Here is a 16328-nt window from a genome sequence, read left to right as displayed (position 1 = left end):
CGTATAAGTTATGAGAGACTGTTTACCAGAACATTAATTGAGTCTCGACATCAAACATTGTACCTGGTTGAAGTTGAGCGACTTGGCGTTCAACAACCTGCTGGTTGATAACTTCATTATAAAGTAGCGCTCCGCTACTACTGTTATAAGTGAATGTACCGTTATAAAAGCCCATATAACTAGCAACGATCATATCTCCTTGCCTTCCATTGAAGTCTTGAATCATTGCGTAGGCGGAAGGGTTATTTAAGATAAAGATATCTGCACCTGCGCCACCGGTGAGAGTATCATTTCCAATACCGCTTTCGAGTGTATCGTTACCTTGACCACCTTTGAGGTGATTATTACCAGCAAAGCCGATTAGGTAGTCATTACCTGTACCACCAAGCAAAGTATCATTACCAGCACCACCAAAGAGCGTATCATTACCAGTACCACCCCGCAGCATATCATTACCAGCACCACCATCAAGATAGTCATCACCGCCGCCGCCGTAAAGAATATCGTCTCCCGCCTCCCCTACTAGGGTATCGCTGCCTTGGTAGCCATAAATGATGTCATTAGATGATGAACCTAATAGATAGTCAGCTTTAGTGGTTCCATGAAACTTTGCCATATTAATTTCCCTTCTATTCTCTAATCTTTGATACGCGATAAAAACTATAGATTTTGTTAATGTTTTACGTATTTCCTCGGAGTGAATTTGATAAATACACTGAGGCAGTTTTGCTTTACTTTGAAGCTAGATCAAATTTAAGTGTATCCACCGATTTTTGTCTGTCACTTAAAGTCACTTATAGTCACACTTCATAAAAAAGTTTTGGAAACTTAGATAAATTTCGGTGAACTCACTGATCTGTTGTCTGTAAATCTGCGGGTAAGCTAGGAAGCAAAATAAAGTACTATAAACATCGCTGTTTTGTTGAATAATGGATATTGAACAAGCACTACTTGTCGTAGATGCAGCTTTAGAAAACATTTCTTTAAATAATGTACAAGAGCTAGTTTTGCGCCAATCTTGGGAAGGTAAAACATATCCAGAAATTGCAGAAAGTTATGGATATGAGGCAAATTATATTAAAAACGTTGGTTATAAATTATGGATTTTACTTTCGCAGGCTTTCGCAGAAAACGTCACAAAAAGTAATTTTCGCTCAGTTATTAGAAGACAGTCTATTCGTGTATTAGCAGAGCAATGTAGTACAGTTGCAGCAGATAGCAATAGTAAGAATAATCAAAATACTACAGATGTACTGAAAAGAACATTTTTTGAAACGAAACTAGCGCACTACGACACTAACAGTACAACATTAAATCAGCATTTAGTCGCGATAAATATGCTCAAACAGTGCAGCGAATGCTCTTTAATAGTACTATCTGCGCCCAGCAAAAATGCCAAGCGTTAAATACAGAATTTTGCTTGGCACGTGTAGTCACTGAGGGTGACAACATCATTATTAATCAAGTCAAGACAAAACAATATGCGCAAACAGTTAATCGCTAGCCTACATTAGTCTTCAGCCTGACCGATGCGGCGTAGATTAATAACATCGCTCATTTTCTTAATTTGTGCAAAAACTTGTTCAAGCTGAGTGCGATCGCGGACATCAATTCCTAAATCAATTAAAGCAGGTTGCCCGTCGGATGTTTTGACTTGAGCATTGCGCACATTAATGCTTTGATCGCTGAGACGTGAGAGAATATCTTTAAGAATTCCCACGCGATCAATTGCTTCGATCTGAATATTGACGGTGTAAGTCTGCGGGCGACTTCTTTCGGAGTTGTTATGATTCCAACTGACAGGAATTAAGCGATCGCCTTCGATATTCTCAACATTCTGGCATCCTTGACGGTGAATTGAAATACCGCGACTATTGCGCGTGACAACTCCGATAATTGGTTCGCCTGGAATCGGCGTACAACACTTTGCCAAGTGATACAGCAAGCCTTCGACACCCGCGATGGGAGAATCGGATCGCGAACTGGGTAGCGGTTCTTTATGTGTTTTGGTAGAAGACGGTAAAACGGTGACATCTGGTGTCTGCGCGATTGGTTGTTGGGCTTTAATAATTTCCCGCCAGCGATTGAGAACAAGATTAAGTGTAATTTCACCGTAACCCAACGCCGCCAAGAGGTCTTCGACGCTATGATAGTTACATTTTTCAGCAACGGCTTGCATCGGTTCTGATTTCAGTAGCGCCTCAAAGCCTGTTTTACCGAGTTCTTTTTCTAACAACTCGCGTCCCCGCGCAATATTTTCTTCGCGGTGCGATCGCTTGTACCATTGACGAATACGGTTTTTTGCTCCAGTCGTCACCACAAAGTTGAGCCAATCTAAACTCGGATGGCTATTTTTTTGCGTCAGAATGTCTACGATGTCGCCGTTTTTTAATGGCGTATCTAGCGTTACCATTCTCTCATTGACACGCGCTCCGCAACAATGGTTTCCGACCTCGGTGTGAATACGATAGGCAAAATCAACAGGAGTTGCGCCTGCGGTCAGCGAAACGACATCACCTTTCGGGGTAAAAACATAAACGTCGTCTTCAAACAAGTTATCTTTGACGCTATCAAGATATTCTTGCGCATCATTGACATCTTTGAGGTCATTTTGCCATTCTAAGATTTGGCGCAACCAGGTAAATTTTTCCTCGCTTGTCTTGAGTTGACTATGGCTAGAACTTCCTGTTTCTTTATACTTCCAGTGCGCCGCGATTCCGTACTCGGCGACGTGGTGCATTTCTAGCGTGCGGATTTGAACTTCTAATGGACGCCCAGTAAAACCGACAACGGCTGTATGTAATGATTGGTAGCGGTTAGGCTTTGGTAAGCCGATGTAGTCTTTAAATCTACCTGGAATGGGTTTAAACGCATCGTGAACCTCGGCTAAAGCGCGGTAGCATTCTTCTTTGGTATTGACAATGATCCGAATCGCGGCGATGTCGTAGATTTCGTGAAATTCTTTTTGTTGCCGCTGCATTTTCTGGTAGATTCCGTAAAGATGCTTCGGACGACCGCTGATATCGATACATTTAATTTCAGCTTGCTCCATCCGCGCTTTCAACACGTCGATGACGCGTGTTAGCCTAGCTTCTCGATTCGCCCGTTTTTCAGCTACTAAGTCTTGAATTTGCCGATAGGCTTCAGGTTCTAGGTACTTAAACGCTAAATCTTCTAATTCCCACTTGAAGCGTCCAATTCCTAACCGATTCGCTAACGGTGCAAAAATTTCGCGCGTTTCTAAGGCAATTCGCCGCTGTTTTTCGGGTGCGAGATGTTCTAATGTCCGCATATTATGAAGGCGATCGGCAAGTTTCACTACGATCACGCGGATATCTTTCGCCATCGCCAAGAACATTCGCCGAAAATTCTCTGCTTGGCGCTCAGTTTTGCTAGAAAACTTCTGCGAAAATTCAGAAAGCTTTGTTACCCCTTCAACTAACTGACGAACTTCATTCCCAAAGCGCTGTTCAATTTCTTCAATTGAGACATCCGTATCTTCAACGACATCATGGAGAAATCCCGCAGCAATCATCGCGCTGCTACCACCCAAATCGCGTAACAAACCGGCGACAGCTACGGGGTGACAAATATAAGGTTCGCCAGATTTGCGGTATTGACCTTGATGTAGATCGTACGCGAAGCTAAAAGCCCGACAAATCAAGCTATTGTCTTGCTCCGAAGGTTGATGACTCTCCTGCGGTGCAACCAAACACTTTTGCAGCCATTCGGGAAGCTCGACATCAAAGGCGACGGGAGCGGTAGCATGAGTAACGGTGGAAACAGCGGCGTTCATAGGATCGGGCGGTAAATACGGATGGTGGATGTTGGATAAGATATGTGTGGAAGACTCCACTACTTATAAAGGATGAATATAACGAAACATTAATCAATAAATTTATAGAGTAAAATTATCATCGCGTAGATTGTGCTAAGTATTAGCTGCGAGAAATATTAAACTTTCCAAAACTTGCACGATTTACTCAAACTTGCAGATAAGCATGAGTAAGCTTTCGCTCTGGAACAGAGTTTATGCTAAGGGACAAAATTCTTTACATTAATAATATCGTAAGAAGCCACTGAATGTTGTCTAATTTTCATTATCAGAGCTATCAAGAATTTGCTGCGATTCTCGACGAGTTACAAGCAAATGCTAATAGCGCGCAGCTAGACTTTACTCAACTGCGTCGAGTATTTGAGCAAGCACAACAGCTGTTTCGGCAGCAAATCGTTACTATGGATACGAGCAATTTAGCACCGAGCGTTGCATCGCGCGTCCATTCGTATCATACGGAAATTGATAAGCAGCTAAGGCTACTAGGCGTTGATGTCAGCTTTTTGCAAGCAGCACGACAACCGGCAACAATTGCAGCGCGAAAAGCCCGAGTTTTTACCAGAATTCAAACTTTAATCAACTATTGCCAGGTTTTGTTAAAGGTCGGTGAATAGTGGTCAAAGTTGCTACCACTCTTTATAAAAAAGTCTGTGGATGTTTGGAAGTTCTGACATAAGCAGTTGCCGTAACTCGCCCCTAAATCCCCCATGCATTAGCCTGCGCCCTCTCACTCGCCTCAATTTTGGCGCAGATATAGGCTTTTGAGATTTAATCTATATTTTTTTCTTTGTCAGATGTGCTGAATGAGGTGCAAAAATATTTACCTAATATTGTTAACGATCGCCGTGATCGCATTTATGTAATCATGCCTTTGACACATCACTCATATCGCCGCAAAAATTTATTGCAGAATACCCTTATGAGCGAAGCTTTGTTTTGTATTGAAAATCTCAAAGTTGCTTATCCGCAACGCAACGCAACGCAGCAATTACAATGGGCTGTTGATGATGTGTCTTTAACACTCAATCGTGGGGAAAGACTAGGATTAGTGGGGGAATCGGGTTGTGGAAAGTCAACGCTAGGGCGCGCCGCTATGCGGTTATTACCAACATCGACGCAAATTGAGGGTAAAGTCACGTTTGAGGGAAAATCAGTTTTTGATTTTACTCCTGCACAGTTGCGTAAATTTCGTGGGGAAGCTGTCGCTTTAATTTTTCAAGATCCCATGACACGCCTCGATCCGTTGATGACAATCGGGGATCATTGCACTGAAACGCTGAAAGCGCATCAACCGCATTTATCACAGCGCCAAGCCAAAGAAACGGCGATCGCAACCCTCGAAGCTGTGAAAATACCTGCGAGTCGCTGGAGTCAATATCCGCATGAATTTAGCGGTGGAATGCGCCAACGAGTTGCTATTGCACTTGCATTGTTACTCAATCCCAAGTTGATTGTGGCAGATGAACCGACAACGAGTTTAGATGTGACAGTGGCGGCGCAGATATTACAAGAGTTAACTCGTTTGTGCCGCGATCGCGATATGGCGCTGTTATTGATTTCGCACGATTTAGCCTTAGTCGGGGAATACTGCGATCGCATCGGTGTGATGTATCATGGGAAGTTAGTTGAAATCGGTGCTTCGCAGTCGGTTTTTCGCGATCCCCAGCATGAATATACACATTCTCTTCTTAACGCCGCATTGCACCTCCAAGCTGGAGGAAATAAAGTTGTAGGCAATCGCGAGCGCCATCCAATTTTACGACTAACAGACTTAAAACAACATTATTCTCTAGAAAGTAATTTTATCGAACGACTATTTCAAGGAAAAAATCAAACAATCAAAGCAGTTGATGGAGTCAGTTTAGAACTGTATCAGGGAGAGATTTTAGGATTAGTTGGCGAATCAGGATGCGGTAAGAGTACGCTATCAAGGACAATTTTGCAGCTAATTCGTCCAACATCAGGAAAAGTAGAGTTGCAAGGAACAGATATTACTGCCTTACCAAAAGCAGGATTGCGTTCTTATCGGCGACAAATGCAAATGATCTTTCAAGATCCTCATGCTTGTCTTAATCCTGCCATGACAGTGGGACAAAGTATTGCTGATCCCTTGTTGATTCATCACTTGGCTGATGCAACTTCAGCAAAAAAGCTAGCATTGCAAATGCTAGAACGAGTTGGTTTAACACCTGCTACAGAGTATTATGAACGATATCCAAGTCATCTTTCTGGCGGACAACAGCAACGAGTCGCGATCGCCCGTGCATTAATTACACATCCCAAACTGCTCATTTGCGATGAACCTGTGAGTATGCTGGATGCTAGCGTACAAGCGCAAGTATTAGATTTGATGCTGGAATTGAAGCGCGAGTTTGATTTAACGTATTTATTTATTACGCACGACCTTTGGGTAGCAAGATTTTTATGCGATCGCATTGCAGTGATGAATGCAGGTCAAATTGTTGAGATTGGTTCTACACAGGAAATTTTTCATCATCCAAAACACGCCTACACGCAAACTTTACTACAAGCTGCCCCTTTACTCGCAAAAACTTAACTAGTGGCTAGTTGCTACTCACAAAAACAGCAAGTTGTCAAGCAAATTTTTCTCAACAAATATCCGATAAATTCTTTCCAAATGAGTAGAACTACAGTGTTCTAGCGATCGCCTGACATTGTTATAATTTCAAAGCGCTTCTATACAAAACTTAACAGCAACTCGTTTGCTAGGGAGTTTGGCAGCGATGTGGCACACTTTGTTTAGGTATTCATGACTACATTAACGACACCGCGTTCGATTCCAACCAATGAAGGTACAGATATTCGCCTCAAAGATATTCTCAAAACTTTACCAAAAGAATGTTTTCAGCAAAATCAACGCAAAGCTTGGTTAGGGTTGTTAACGAATGTATTGTTGGTTGGTTTAGGTTACGCAGGTATAGCGATCGCACCGTGGTATCTACTACCGCTATTTTGGATTTTTACCGGTACAGCATTAACCGGTTTTTTTGTGATTGCGCATGACTGTGGACATAGATCGTTTGCAAAACGCCGTTGGGTAAACGATTTAGTTGGACATATCTTTATGTTGCCGTTGATTTATCCGTTTCATAGTTGGCGGCTACTGCACAATCACCACCACTTACATACAAATAAACTTGATATAGACAACGCTTGGCAACCATTTCGCCCCGAAGTTTTTGCAAATTCAGATAAATTTACCCAATGGGGTTATCGCTTAGTACGCGGTCGATTTTGGTGGGTAGGATCAATTGCACACTGGGCAATTATGCATTTTGATTGGTCGCAGTTTTCTGGTAAGAACCGCAATCAGGTGAAGCTATCAGTATCAGTTGTGGCGATCTTTGCGGCGATCGCTTTTCCAGCTTTAATCGCGACAACGGGAATTTGGGGCTTTGTGAAATTTTGGCTGATGCCCTGGTTAGTTTACCACTTCTGGATGAGTACGTTTACGCTAGTTCATCACACCGTATCAGACGTTCCTTTTCATCCAGCTAGCAATTGGAATGCAGCTACAGCGCAACTATCTGGTACACTTCACTGCAACTATCCGCGTTGGATTGAGTTTCTCTGCCACGATATTAATGTTCACGTTCCACATCATATTTCTACTGCAATTCCTTCGTATAATTTACGCTTAGCGTACAGCAGCTTAAAAGAAAATTGGGCAGAGTATCTTCATAAAGAATCGCAATTTTCCTGGTCTTTAATGCAGCAGATTACTGATGAATGTTATCTCTATGACCAAAAGAATTGCTATCGATCTTTTCAAGATTATCATGGTATCAGTCGGTAATTTAAATTAACTAAATTATGGGATAGCCATTTGGGCTATCCTTCCTTTTACTTGCAACTTTGTCCCATGATAGATTTAAGTAGGGACAAGCCCGCAATATTATCTAGCAATGAAACTGTAAGAAGTCTTATTAATTTTGGCAGCATACCAGGAAAAGCTAGAGAAACTAAAAGTCAAATCTTTAGAATTATTTGGTTCTGTGGCTCGAAATGAGGCAACATTTGAGAGTGATGTTGATTTTTTAGTTGAATTTTCGATTGATGCAGGATTATTTGAGCTATTTAGAGTTCAGCATTATCTAGAAGATATTTTAGGATGTGCAGTGGATTTAGGCACTAAAGATGCTTTACGAGAACATTTGCAAGAACCTGTCTGTGTTGAAGGATGTAATTTGTGCCTTCTAGAAACGGGCAAATCCATGTTCAAGACATTCTCAATTCTGTAAATAGTATTCAACGTTGTACAGCCAACATGAGTTTTGAGGAATTTGAGCAAAATGAAACTGTTAATGTTCCTCATGTTCAATTACAGTATCCTCAATTTCCTTGGCAACTAATGAGTAATATGCAAAATGTAATTGCTCATGAATACTTTCAAATTAATTTAAGAATTTTTTGGAATACAGTTTAAAATAATTTACCTCCTTTGATAGCTCACATTCAAGCATTGCTAAAATACGATATTCAAGATAGCAATTAGGTGTTCTTCAGAATTGGTTTTAAATCTTCACTCTTTCACAGCAACAATCCGTATACGGCGATAATCAGCAAACCAAGTGTCATTTTGATACAACACTGGATGTAATTGATTTTCTATATCAGAAATAATACTTACTTGTTGTTCAGGAGAAAACGCATTTAAAAAACTATTAGCAAACATTTTCAACCAGTTGGCTAGTCCTTTTTCGCCATCCTCTAGACGAGTGGGGCGATCGAAGAGAGTAGCAAATACGAGTTGTAAGCCATGTTTTTCTAATAAACTTCCATACTCTGCAATACTTGGAAAATACCAAGGATTTAGTTTTTTATCTATAGGATAACGAACATTTTTTAAAGCTTGATATAATGCTGTAGTAATTGCTTTTACATTATCCTTACCACCGAACTCCGCCACAAAACGTCCACCTGTTTTTAAAGCTTGGTGAATTCCCAATATGACTTTTTCTGGTTCTGTAATCCAATGAAGTACAGCATTAGAAAATACAGCATCAAATTCTTCTTTATATTGCAATTCTCTAGCATCAACAACTGCAAAATGTAAATGTGGATAGTTACTCCGCGCTTGTTCAATCATCGTTGCAGCATAGTCAATCCCAACTACTTCTACTCCTTGACTGGCAATTTTGTCAGCGAGATAACCTGTACCGCAACCTAAATCAAGAATGCGATCGCCTGTTTTGGGTGCAAGTAAATCTATTAAATCTGTTGCTAATTCTGAAACAAAAGCGTGGTTGCGGTCATAGAGTTTAGCATCCCATTGATTAGTCATTTTATCAATAGTTAAAGAGTAAACAATGTTTTATTTTTTTTCTGCTAGGTAATAGATAATGGCTAATGGATAACTCTTAACAAATATTTTTTCCAATGACCAATCACCAGTTACTAAATAACATATTTTAGGCAGTCATCACCCGTTGCTTTAGTTTAGGAATGTTTGCATCAGAAGTACCTAATAAAATTTTAGCTAGCAGTTTATCTTGTTGACTCACACTGCATTTTTTTAGAGTAGGGACAATTTTAATATTCTAATTAATACCAAATTGTTTCAAGATTTAAAATAAACCCATCTAGAAGATTTTCTCCTGACAAAGTAGCAGGAGAGTGTAAAACTTCGATTTCGCGATTGGGTCGATAAATTTCAACTTGTTGAGTTTCTAAATCAATTAACCAGCCTATTTGAACACTATTATCTCGATACTCATTCATTTTACTTTGTAGTCTTTGCCAACAATCTACGTTGGAGCGCAAATCTACAACAAAATCAGGACAAACGGGCGGAAATTTTTCTTGTTGTTCTTTAGTCAGTGCATTCCATTTATCGCGCTGTAACCAAGATACGTTTGAGGCACGGACTGCACCATTTGGTAGTATAAACCCAGTCGCAGCAAATGCAATTCCTGTTTTGTCTTGATTCCACATCCCCAGTTGATAAATCAGATTGGCAATGCGAATACTTGTTAAACCTCCAACAAGTGGCATTAATAATAACGTGCCATCTGGGTTATGTTCAAATCTAACAAGTTCATTAATCTGACATAGCTGAAAAAATTGCTCATCTGTTAATTCAATAACAGGTTTGAGGTTGAGTGTTAGGGATGTCATTAGATGCTTTATCCCAAAAAAAATAGAAAGTGGGGCGGGCAAGTTGCCCGCACTACACTAATAATATAAAGCTACTCAATTCCTTCGATGCGGTCTTCGACTTCTTGATACAACTCGCGGAGTAGTTCGAGATTACTTTCACTAGTTTCCCAATAACCGCGTCCGTTGACTTCTAGTAAAGTCGCGACAACTTTACGGAATGAATGCGGGTTCAGATTCATTAACCGCTGACGCATTGCTTCATCTTGGATAAATGTGGTGTTCGTATCCTCATAAATCCAATTATCTACCGCGCCTGCTGTTGCACTCCAACCCATTGTATTGACAAGACGTTTTGAGAGTTCGCGGACACCTTCATAACCGTGACTCAACATTCCCTCGTACCACTTGGGATTAAGTAGTTTGGTACGGGCGTCGAGGCGCACAGTTTCGGATAAGGTACGGACTTGCGCGTTAGCTGTTGTAGTGTCTGCAATATAAGCTGCTGGGGTTTTGCCATCACCGCGTAAACTCGCGACTACCTTTGTAGGATCAGAGTCGAAGTAGTGTGAAACGTCGGTAAGGCTAATCTCGGAAGAATCAAGGTTTTGGAAGGTGACTTCTGCAGTTTTTAAAGCACTTTCAAAAATTTTCCGCGATTCTTCCATTGTGCCAGGGTTATCGGAGGTGAAGGCAAATGATTTGCGCTTGAGGTACATTTCTTGTAACTCAGCTTCACTATCCCAAGTGCTATTTTCGACGGCTAAGTTGATGTTAGATGAATAAGAACCCGAAGCATTTGAGAAGATGCGGGTAGCAGCTTGACGCAAGTTGATCCCCATTTCCTCGGCTTGTTGCGAGGCGTGTTTGCGGACAAAGTTCATCGAGGGCGGTTCATCGGCTTCTGCTGCCATTTTGACAGCTTGATCTAGTAAGTTCATTTGATTGATGAACAAGTCGCGGAACACACCCGAACAGTTAACAACAACATCAATACGCGGGCGTCCTAATTCTTCTAAAGGAATCAGTTCGAGTTTGTTGACTCTTCCCAATGCATCAGGAACAGGGCGTACACCTATCATCCACATAATCTGTGCGAGGGATTCGCCATAAGTTTTGATGTTGTCGGTACCCCAAAGAACACACGCGATCGTTTCGGGATATTGACCGCCATTATCGGCTTTTTGTCGTGCAATCAAGCGATCGACAACAATTTTGGCAGATTGTACCGCAGCAGTTGTGGGGATCGATTGAGGATCGAGGGCGTGGATATTTTTGCCAGTGGGGAGAACATCAGGGTTACGAATCGGATCGCCGCCAGGTCCAGGAATAATATATTCACCCTCTAGGGCTTTGAGTAATGCACCAAGTTCGTTATCGGCGACAACTTGTTGTAAGCAAAATTCGATATACTCGAACAGCGGTTTCAACGCTTGGGGATCAACTTTGGGGTAGCCTGCTTGATGCAATGCTTCTAACCAAGGCTCTTTTTTACCCATATTGAAGAAATTGAGTTTAGAAACCTTAGAAACTCGTCCATCTGCATCAGTTTGGGCTTTGACTAGAGCGCTGATTGCATCGCGTGTCGCGAGGGTGATCTCTTGCAACAATTGCACATCTTCGAGTATACCGCGATCGCTATTGCGATAAATTTCATCAATATCGCGATTAATGCTATTCGCAATAATTCGAGGTAGACTCAAAATTTCTTCTTCTGGGCGATCAAGTCCGGCGATATTCACTAAAGTTGCGATCGCTTCTTCTGCTGTCGGTGGTTTACCAATCACGTGCAAACCACACGGTAAAAGTCGCGACTCGATTTCCATCAACTTGCGATACACTGAACCGACAATTTTATCGCGTTCTTCCGCCGACATATCTTTCGCATCAACTTCGGGTAAAGCAATATCTTTATCCAAATTGACAATGCGACACTTGTCCATAATTGTATTCACGATCGGAATTCCGCGTCCGCTGTCTTTGAGCGTTTGATACGAAGCGATTAGTTCGCTCAGTTCCTTCAAACCTTTATATAACCCAGCATTTTCCGCAGGGGGAGTTAAGTAAGAAATCGTTTCTGCGTAGCTGCGGCGTTTGGCGATTGTGGCTTCGCTAGGGTTATTCGCCGCGTAGTAGTACACATTCGGAATCGTACCGATCAAGTTATCAGGGTAGCACTCGCCAGACATCCCAATCTGTTTTCCTGGCATGAATTCTAACGAGCCATGCGTACCAAAGTGTAATACTGCGTCAGCTTGCCAAACGCGTTCTAAATATGTGTAGTAAGCAGCAAAACCATGATGGGGGCTTGCAGATCGTGAGAACAACAACCGCATCGGATCGCCTTCGTAACCAAATGTTGGCTGTACACCGATAAAGACATTACCGAAGTGTTTGCCGTAAATCAGCAGATTTTGTCCATCGCTATTAAGATGTCCTGGCGGTGGTCCCCAATTTTCCTCTAATCTTTCTGAATAAGGTGTAAGCTCCTCGTATTGCGGAACTGACATCCGATAGGCGATATTGAGTTCAGGGCTGCTATATTGTGCTTGTGCGTCGTGAATCACTTCTTGCATCAGCTTTTCGGCAGATTCTGGCAAGTTCTGCACGTCGTAGCCATTCCGCTGCAATGACTGCATTACTTCATAAATCGAGCCAAACACATCAAGATACGCCGCTGTTCCAACGTTACCTTTATCCGGTGGGAAGCTAAAGACAGTAATTGCTACGCGCTTTTGTAGTTTTGGCTTGCGGCGCAAGTTTGCCCATTTTAATGCTCGTTGCGCAACAGCTTCGATGCGATCTTGAAGTGCGATCGCTTTTCCGGTTGTCCCGTCTCTTCCTGATAGAATAATCGGTTCAATCGCACCATCGAGTTCGGGGATCGCAATTTGCAATGCGACTTGAATCGGGTGCAATCCTAAATCGCTATCTTGCCACTCTTCGGTAGTTTGAAACACTAATGGCAATGCCACCATGTATGGACGATTCAAACGCTTGAGTGACTCAATTGCTTTCGGATGATCTTGTCTAGCTGGGCCACCAACGAGCGCAAAACCTGTCAGCGAAATCACCACATCAACTATTGGAACTCCTTTCCCTCGCTCCTCGCTCCTCGCTCCTCGCCCCTTATCATAAAAATAAGCATCTACAGGTTTAGAAAAGTCTAAACCACCTGCAAACACCGAAATGACTCGTGCGCCCATTGCCTCGATTTCTTGCACCATCGCGACGTAGTGCGCATCATCACCCGTGACAAGATGCGTACGTTGCAACACTAAACCAACGCAAGGAGCTAAGGGATCTTTGAGATCCGCAGAAATGTCTTTACGGCTGTTGTACCAGTTGAAATATTCTTCAACATCCTCAAACATCTGTGGTGCTAGCGGGTGCCAAATTCCCATATCAGGATACGTTACGGGATCTTGGAATTTTACCTTTTGCTGCAATGAAGGTACGTATTTATCTGCCAACATCAGCAAGAAGTTTTCCAAGTTTTCGGCGGAACCACCCAGCCAGTACTGAAAGCTCAACATAAAGTTACGCGCGTCTTGTGCTTTGTCCATAGGTAGGTACTTCAGCACTTTTGGTAGCGTTTGCAACAGCTTGAGCATTCCATCTTGGAACGACGAGCCTGATTTTTCCTTGCGCTTGCGCATGAATTGTGCTATTGCACTTTTAGATTGCCCCAACTGTGCCATCGAGAAGCTACCCATTTTGTTAAGGCGCATCACTTGCGGCATTGAAGGAAAGACAACCGCTGCATCTAAGCGATCGCGGTGTGGTTCGACGGCGGCGACAACTTTGTCTGCTAAGTCTTCAATAAAAATTAATGAAGCGATAAATATATTTGCCTCGGCAACGTCGCGTTTGAAGTCCTCATAATTACCTGCCTCTCGAAGTTCTTCAACCAAGTAGCCGCTAATTTCAATAGCCACAGATGAGTTGTTTGCATTAATCGTGCGTACCGCTTGAGATAATGCACTTTGGTACTGTGACTCAAGCACGACATAGACCACCTTGATTAAAGAACGTCCCTGGAGACTTTCAGGAGCAATGTGACGAATGGTGGACTTGACGTGTGTAAACATTCAGGTAAGGCTCCTTAAGACAATGCGTGTTTTGTGTTCTCTTTTTTTTAGGCTATGAAGTGATTTTTACCAGAAAATGCTTACCTGTCGAGAATTTGCGCGCTTAACTGACACAATTTGATAAATATGTTGCAATAATTCTTTTTATTTGTTGACAACTCATCAAGTATGAACTTTATGTCTAATTAATAAAAGTTATTAGAGGTATAAGCGAATGAGTGAGAACAAACGTCACATTAAGGCTGCTAACTGGTAATTGGTTATTAGCGAGAATGTGTTAAGCAACAATTACCCGTTACCGATTACCGCTAATAATGCAACTTATGCCCGAAATTGATATTTTGATTCTCTCGAATGGTCCAGGAGAAATTACAACGTGGGTGCGTCCGGTTGTCAAAGCATTGCGTCAACACTTAGGAAGCGATTCCACCCAAGTCCGTATTTCTGTCATTTTGTCGCCGTGTCCGAATGCAAGTGGTAAAGAAGCGGCGATCGCACAAAGTTACCCAGAAGTTGATCGCGTTCAAGACGCAGAACATTTCTGGCAATTTCTTTTAACAGGGAAAACTGCCGCAAATTGGGATTGGCGCAAGCACGGTGTCGTTCTCTTTCTGGGTGGGGATCAGTTTTTTTCGGTTGTGATTGGCAAACGTCTCGGCTACCGCACCGTTATTTATGCCGAATGGGACGCGCGATGGTATCGCTGGATTGATCGCTTTGGTGTAATGAAAGCTGAATTGATTGAGCGCATTCCTGCACAATACAGGCATAAGTTTACTGTTGTTGGTGACTTGATGGCAGAAGCATCAAAAGGGGTGAGGAATGAGGGGCGAGGGGTAAGGGGACGACAAGAATTGATTGGGTTATTGCCAGGATCAAAGCCGGCAAAATTGACTCAAGGTGTACCGTTAGGATTGGCGATCGCACAACACATTCACGATCAAAAACCTGAAACAGAATTTGTGATTCCAGTCGCGCCTACACTCGATTTGGAAACTTTAGCCAAGTGCGCGAATCCACAATTCAATTCGATGATCGAGCGTTTGGGTGGTGTCAGTGCTGAATTAATGACAACCGAGGCGCGTCCATTTTTAAAAACAAATACCGGATTGCGTGTCGAGTTAGAAACGCAGTTCCCTGCGTATGACTTACTTGCCGAGTGCAGTCTGTGCTTAACAACTGTCGGTGCGAACACAGCAGAATTAGGCGCTTTAGCTGTACCAATGATTGTGTTACTTCCTACGCAACAACTCGATGCGATGCGGGCTTGGGATGGACTTCCAGGACTATTAGCAAATTTACCAGTTGTTGGCTCTAGCATGGCAAAAATAATTAATTGGCTAGCATTAAGACGCCTAGGCTTACTCGCATGGCCTAATATTTGGGCAAAGTCTGAAGTTGTTCCCGAACTTGTCGGCAATTTACAACCGCACGCCGTCGCAGAACTCGCCTTAGATTACTTAAACCATCCTGAAAAACTAGCAGCCATGCACGAACAACTTCGTCACATTCGCGGCGAATCTGGCGCAGCCCAAAAACTAGCCAGCATCGTCAAAGAAGTTATTGATTAAGAAAGAGGTCTGAGGTCAGCACTCAGGGTTTTAACGATAGATTATAGATGTGTGTCAAGATAGGTTGTGATGCAACACATTCAAGTATCAATGAATGAATATTCTTTGATCTCTGATCCTTGCTATAACAGCTATCTCGAAGACTGTCCATCGCGTCGCCCTAGTTCATACACCCCGCAGCCCATGCACGCGAGAATTCCCATGCTGATTGCCCAGCTTTTGCCTAAGCCAATTTCGACACCATAGTTGCATAAGCTACCGACAATCAGAAACGGCACAATGCTAAAAAGTGAGGCATAGAAGGCGTTTTGCGATTCCCTGGCAACGCGGGTTTTCTCAAATTCAGTTTCACTGCTGTAAAGCGATCGCTCAGCAAAATTAAACCAGCGATTGAGTTGATCGATGACCCACTCGCTGACAGGCGAAAACCCTAGGTATAAAGCCAAAGACCACAAACTCGCTCCGGCGATCGTTGTAGCGTTGATATCGAATTTAAACAGAAAAATATCACTCAGCATGGTTCAAGAGGGTGCGAAGATTCACTAGAAAGTAACTTATGGCGTTTTCAGAATTTTAACGATAAAGCGGAGCTTTCACAAAATCGTATTTCCAATCTGTAAATCCGCCATGATAAATCAGCACGCAGTTTGTTGTATCAATAATGTTATTCTTAAAACATACTTTTTCTGAAGATTATGCTTACCCACTCATCAT

General features: G+C 42.4%; 13 protein-coding genes. 7 read left to right on the top strand and 6 right to left on the bottom strand.

The annotated features are described in order from the left end of the window. Window positions 1–22: 22 nt before the first annotated feature. Entirely contained in the window at window positions 23–616 is a 594-nt protein-coding gene (locus NIES1031_RS11035) for a calcium-binding protein (RefSeq protein WP_073549450.1), read from the bottom strand. A 313-nt stretch (window positions 617–929) separates the two neighbouring features. Here NIES1031_RS11035 and NIES1031_RS11030 point away from each other — a divergent pair, with 313 nt between their 5' ends. Further along, on the top strand, window positions 930–1406 hold the full coding sequence (locus tag NIES1031_RS11030; RefSeq protein WP_073549449.1) for a helix-turn-helix domain-containing protein: 477 nt from the start codon (window positions 930–932) through the stop codon (window positions 1404–1406). Between the two features lie 104 nt (window positions 1407–1510). Here the strand turns inward: NIES1031_RS11030 and NIES1031_RS11025 are convergent, their stop codons facing one another. Continuing rightward, on the bottom strand, window positions 1511–3796 hold the full coding sequence (locus NIES1031_RS11025) for a RelA/SpoT family protein (protein WP_073549448.1): 2286 nt from the start codon (window positions 3794–3796) through the stop codon (window positions 1511–1513). A gap of 287 nt (window positions 3797–4083) precedes the next feature. Between NIES1031_RS11025 and patD the strand changes: the two genes are divergently transcribed. The 5 genes from patD to NIES1031_RS26000 all read left to right on the top strand — a co-directional run bounded on the left by patD (window position 4084) and on the right by NIES1031_RS26000 (window position 8282). Continuing rightward, window positions 4084–4449, top strand: a complete 366-nt coding sequence (gene patD, locus NIES1031_RS11020) for a heterocyst frequency control protein PatD (RefSeq protein WP_073549447.1) — start codon at window positions 4084–4086, stop codon at window positions 4447–4449. A 317-nt stretch (window positions 4450–4766) separates the two neighbouring features. Continuing rightward, window positions 4767–6392, top strand: coding sequence for a dipeptide ABC transporter ATP-binding protein (locus tag NIES1031_RS11015; RefSeq protein WP_218596781.1), 1626 nt, complete (start codon window positions 4767–4769; stop codon window positions 6390–6392). A 213-nt stretch (window positions 6393–6605) separates the two neighbouring features. Continuing rightward, a complete protein-coding gene (locus NIES1031_RS11010; protein WP_073549446.1) occupies window positions 6606–7652 on the top strand; it encodes a fatty acid desaturase in 1047 nt (348 codons plus the stop codon). Window positions 7653–7785: 133 nt separating this feature from the next. Then, complete coding sequence (locus NIES1031_RS11005; protein WP_330219963.1) at window positions 7786–8097, top strand: nucleotidyltransferase family protein; 312 nt, start codon at window positions 7786–7788, stop codon at window positions 8095–8097. A 26-nt stretch (window positions 8098–8123) separates the two neighbouring features. Beyond that, window positions 8124–8282: a HepT-like ribonuclease domain-containing protein gene (locus tag NIES1031_RS26000; protein WP_269086007.1), complete on the top strand. Its 159-nt coding sequence runs from the start codon at window positions 8124–8126 to the stop codon at window positions 8280–8282. Window positions 8283–8378: 96 nt separating this feature from the next. On the opposite strand, the gene NIES1031_RS10995 is transcribed toward NIES1031_RS26000, so the two are convergent. From NIES1031_RS10995 to NIES1031_RS10985, 3 genes are all read right to left on the bottom strand, one after another. Continuing rightward, a complete protein-coding gene (locus NIES1031_RS10995; RefSeq protein ID WP_073549445.1) occupies window positions 8379–9140 on the bottom strand; it encodes a class I SAM-dependent methyltransferase in 762 nt (253 codons plus the stop codon). Window positions 9141–9400: 260 nt separating this feature from the next. Continuing rightward, complete coding sequence (locus tag NIES1031_RS10990) at window positions 9401–9973, bottom strand: Uma2 family endonuclease (protein ID WP_073549444.1); 573 nt, start codon at window positions 9971–9973, stop codon at window positions 9401–9403. Between the two features lie 71 nt (window positions 9974–10044). Then, entirely contained in the window at window positions 10045–14043 is a 3999-nt protein-coding gene (locus NIES1031_RS10985; protein ID WP_073549443.1) for a magnesium chelatase subunit H, read from the bottom strand. 323 nt (window positions 14044–14366) lie between these two features. Between NIES1031_RS10985 and NIES1031_RS10980 the strand changes: the two genes are divergently transcribed. Further along, window positions 14367–15614 (top strand): glycosyltransferase family protein, encoded by a 1248-nt coding sequence (locus NIES1031_RS10980; RefSeq protein ID WP_073549591.1) that lies wholly within the window; start codon window positions 14367–14369, stop codon window positions 15612–15614. A gap of 131 nt (window positions 15615–15745) precedes the next feature. Here the strand turns inward: NIES1031_RS10980 and NIES1031_RS10975 are convergent, their stop codons facing one another. Beyond that, window positions 15746–16132, bottom strand: a complete 387-nt coding sequence (locus NIES1031_RS10975) for a hypothetical protein (protein ID WP_073549442.1) — start codon at window positions 16130–16132, stop codon at window positions 15746–15748. Window positions 16133–16328 lie beyond the last annotated feature (196 nt).

Origin of the sequence: Chroogloeocystis siderophila 5.2 s.c.1 (genome assembly GCF_001904655.1) — a bacterium.
Classification (GTDB): Bacteria; Cyanobacteriota; Cyanobacteriia; order Cyanobacteriales; family Chroococcidiopsidaceae; genus Chroogloeocystis; species Chroogloeocystis siderophila.
This window is presented reverse-complemented; position numbering and strand designations above follow the sequence as displayed.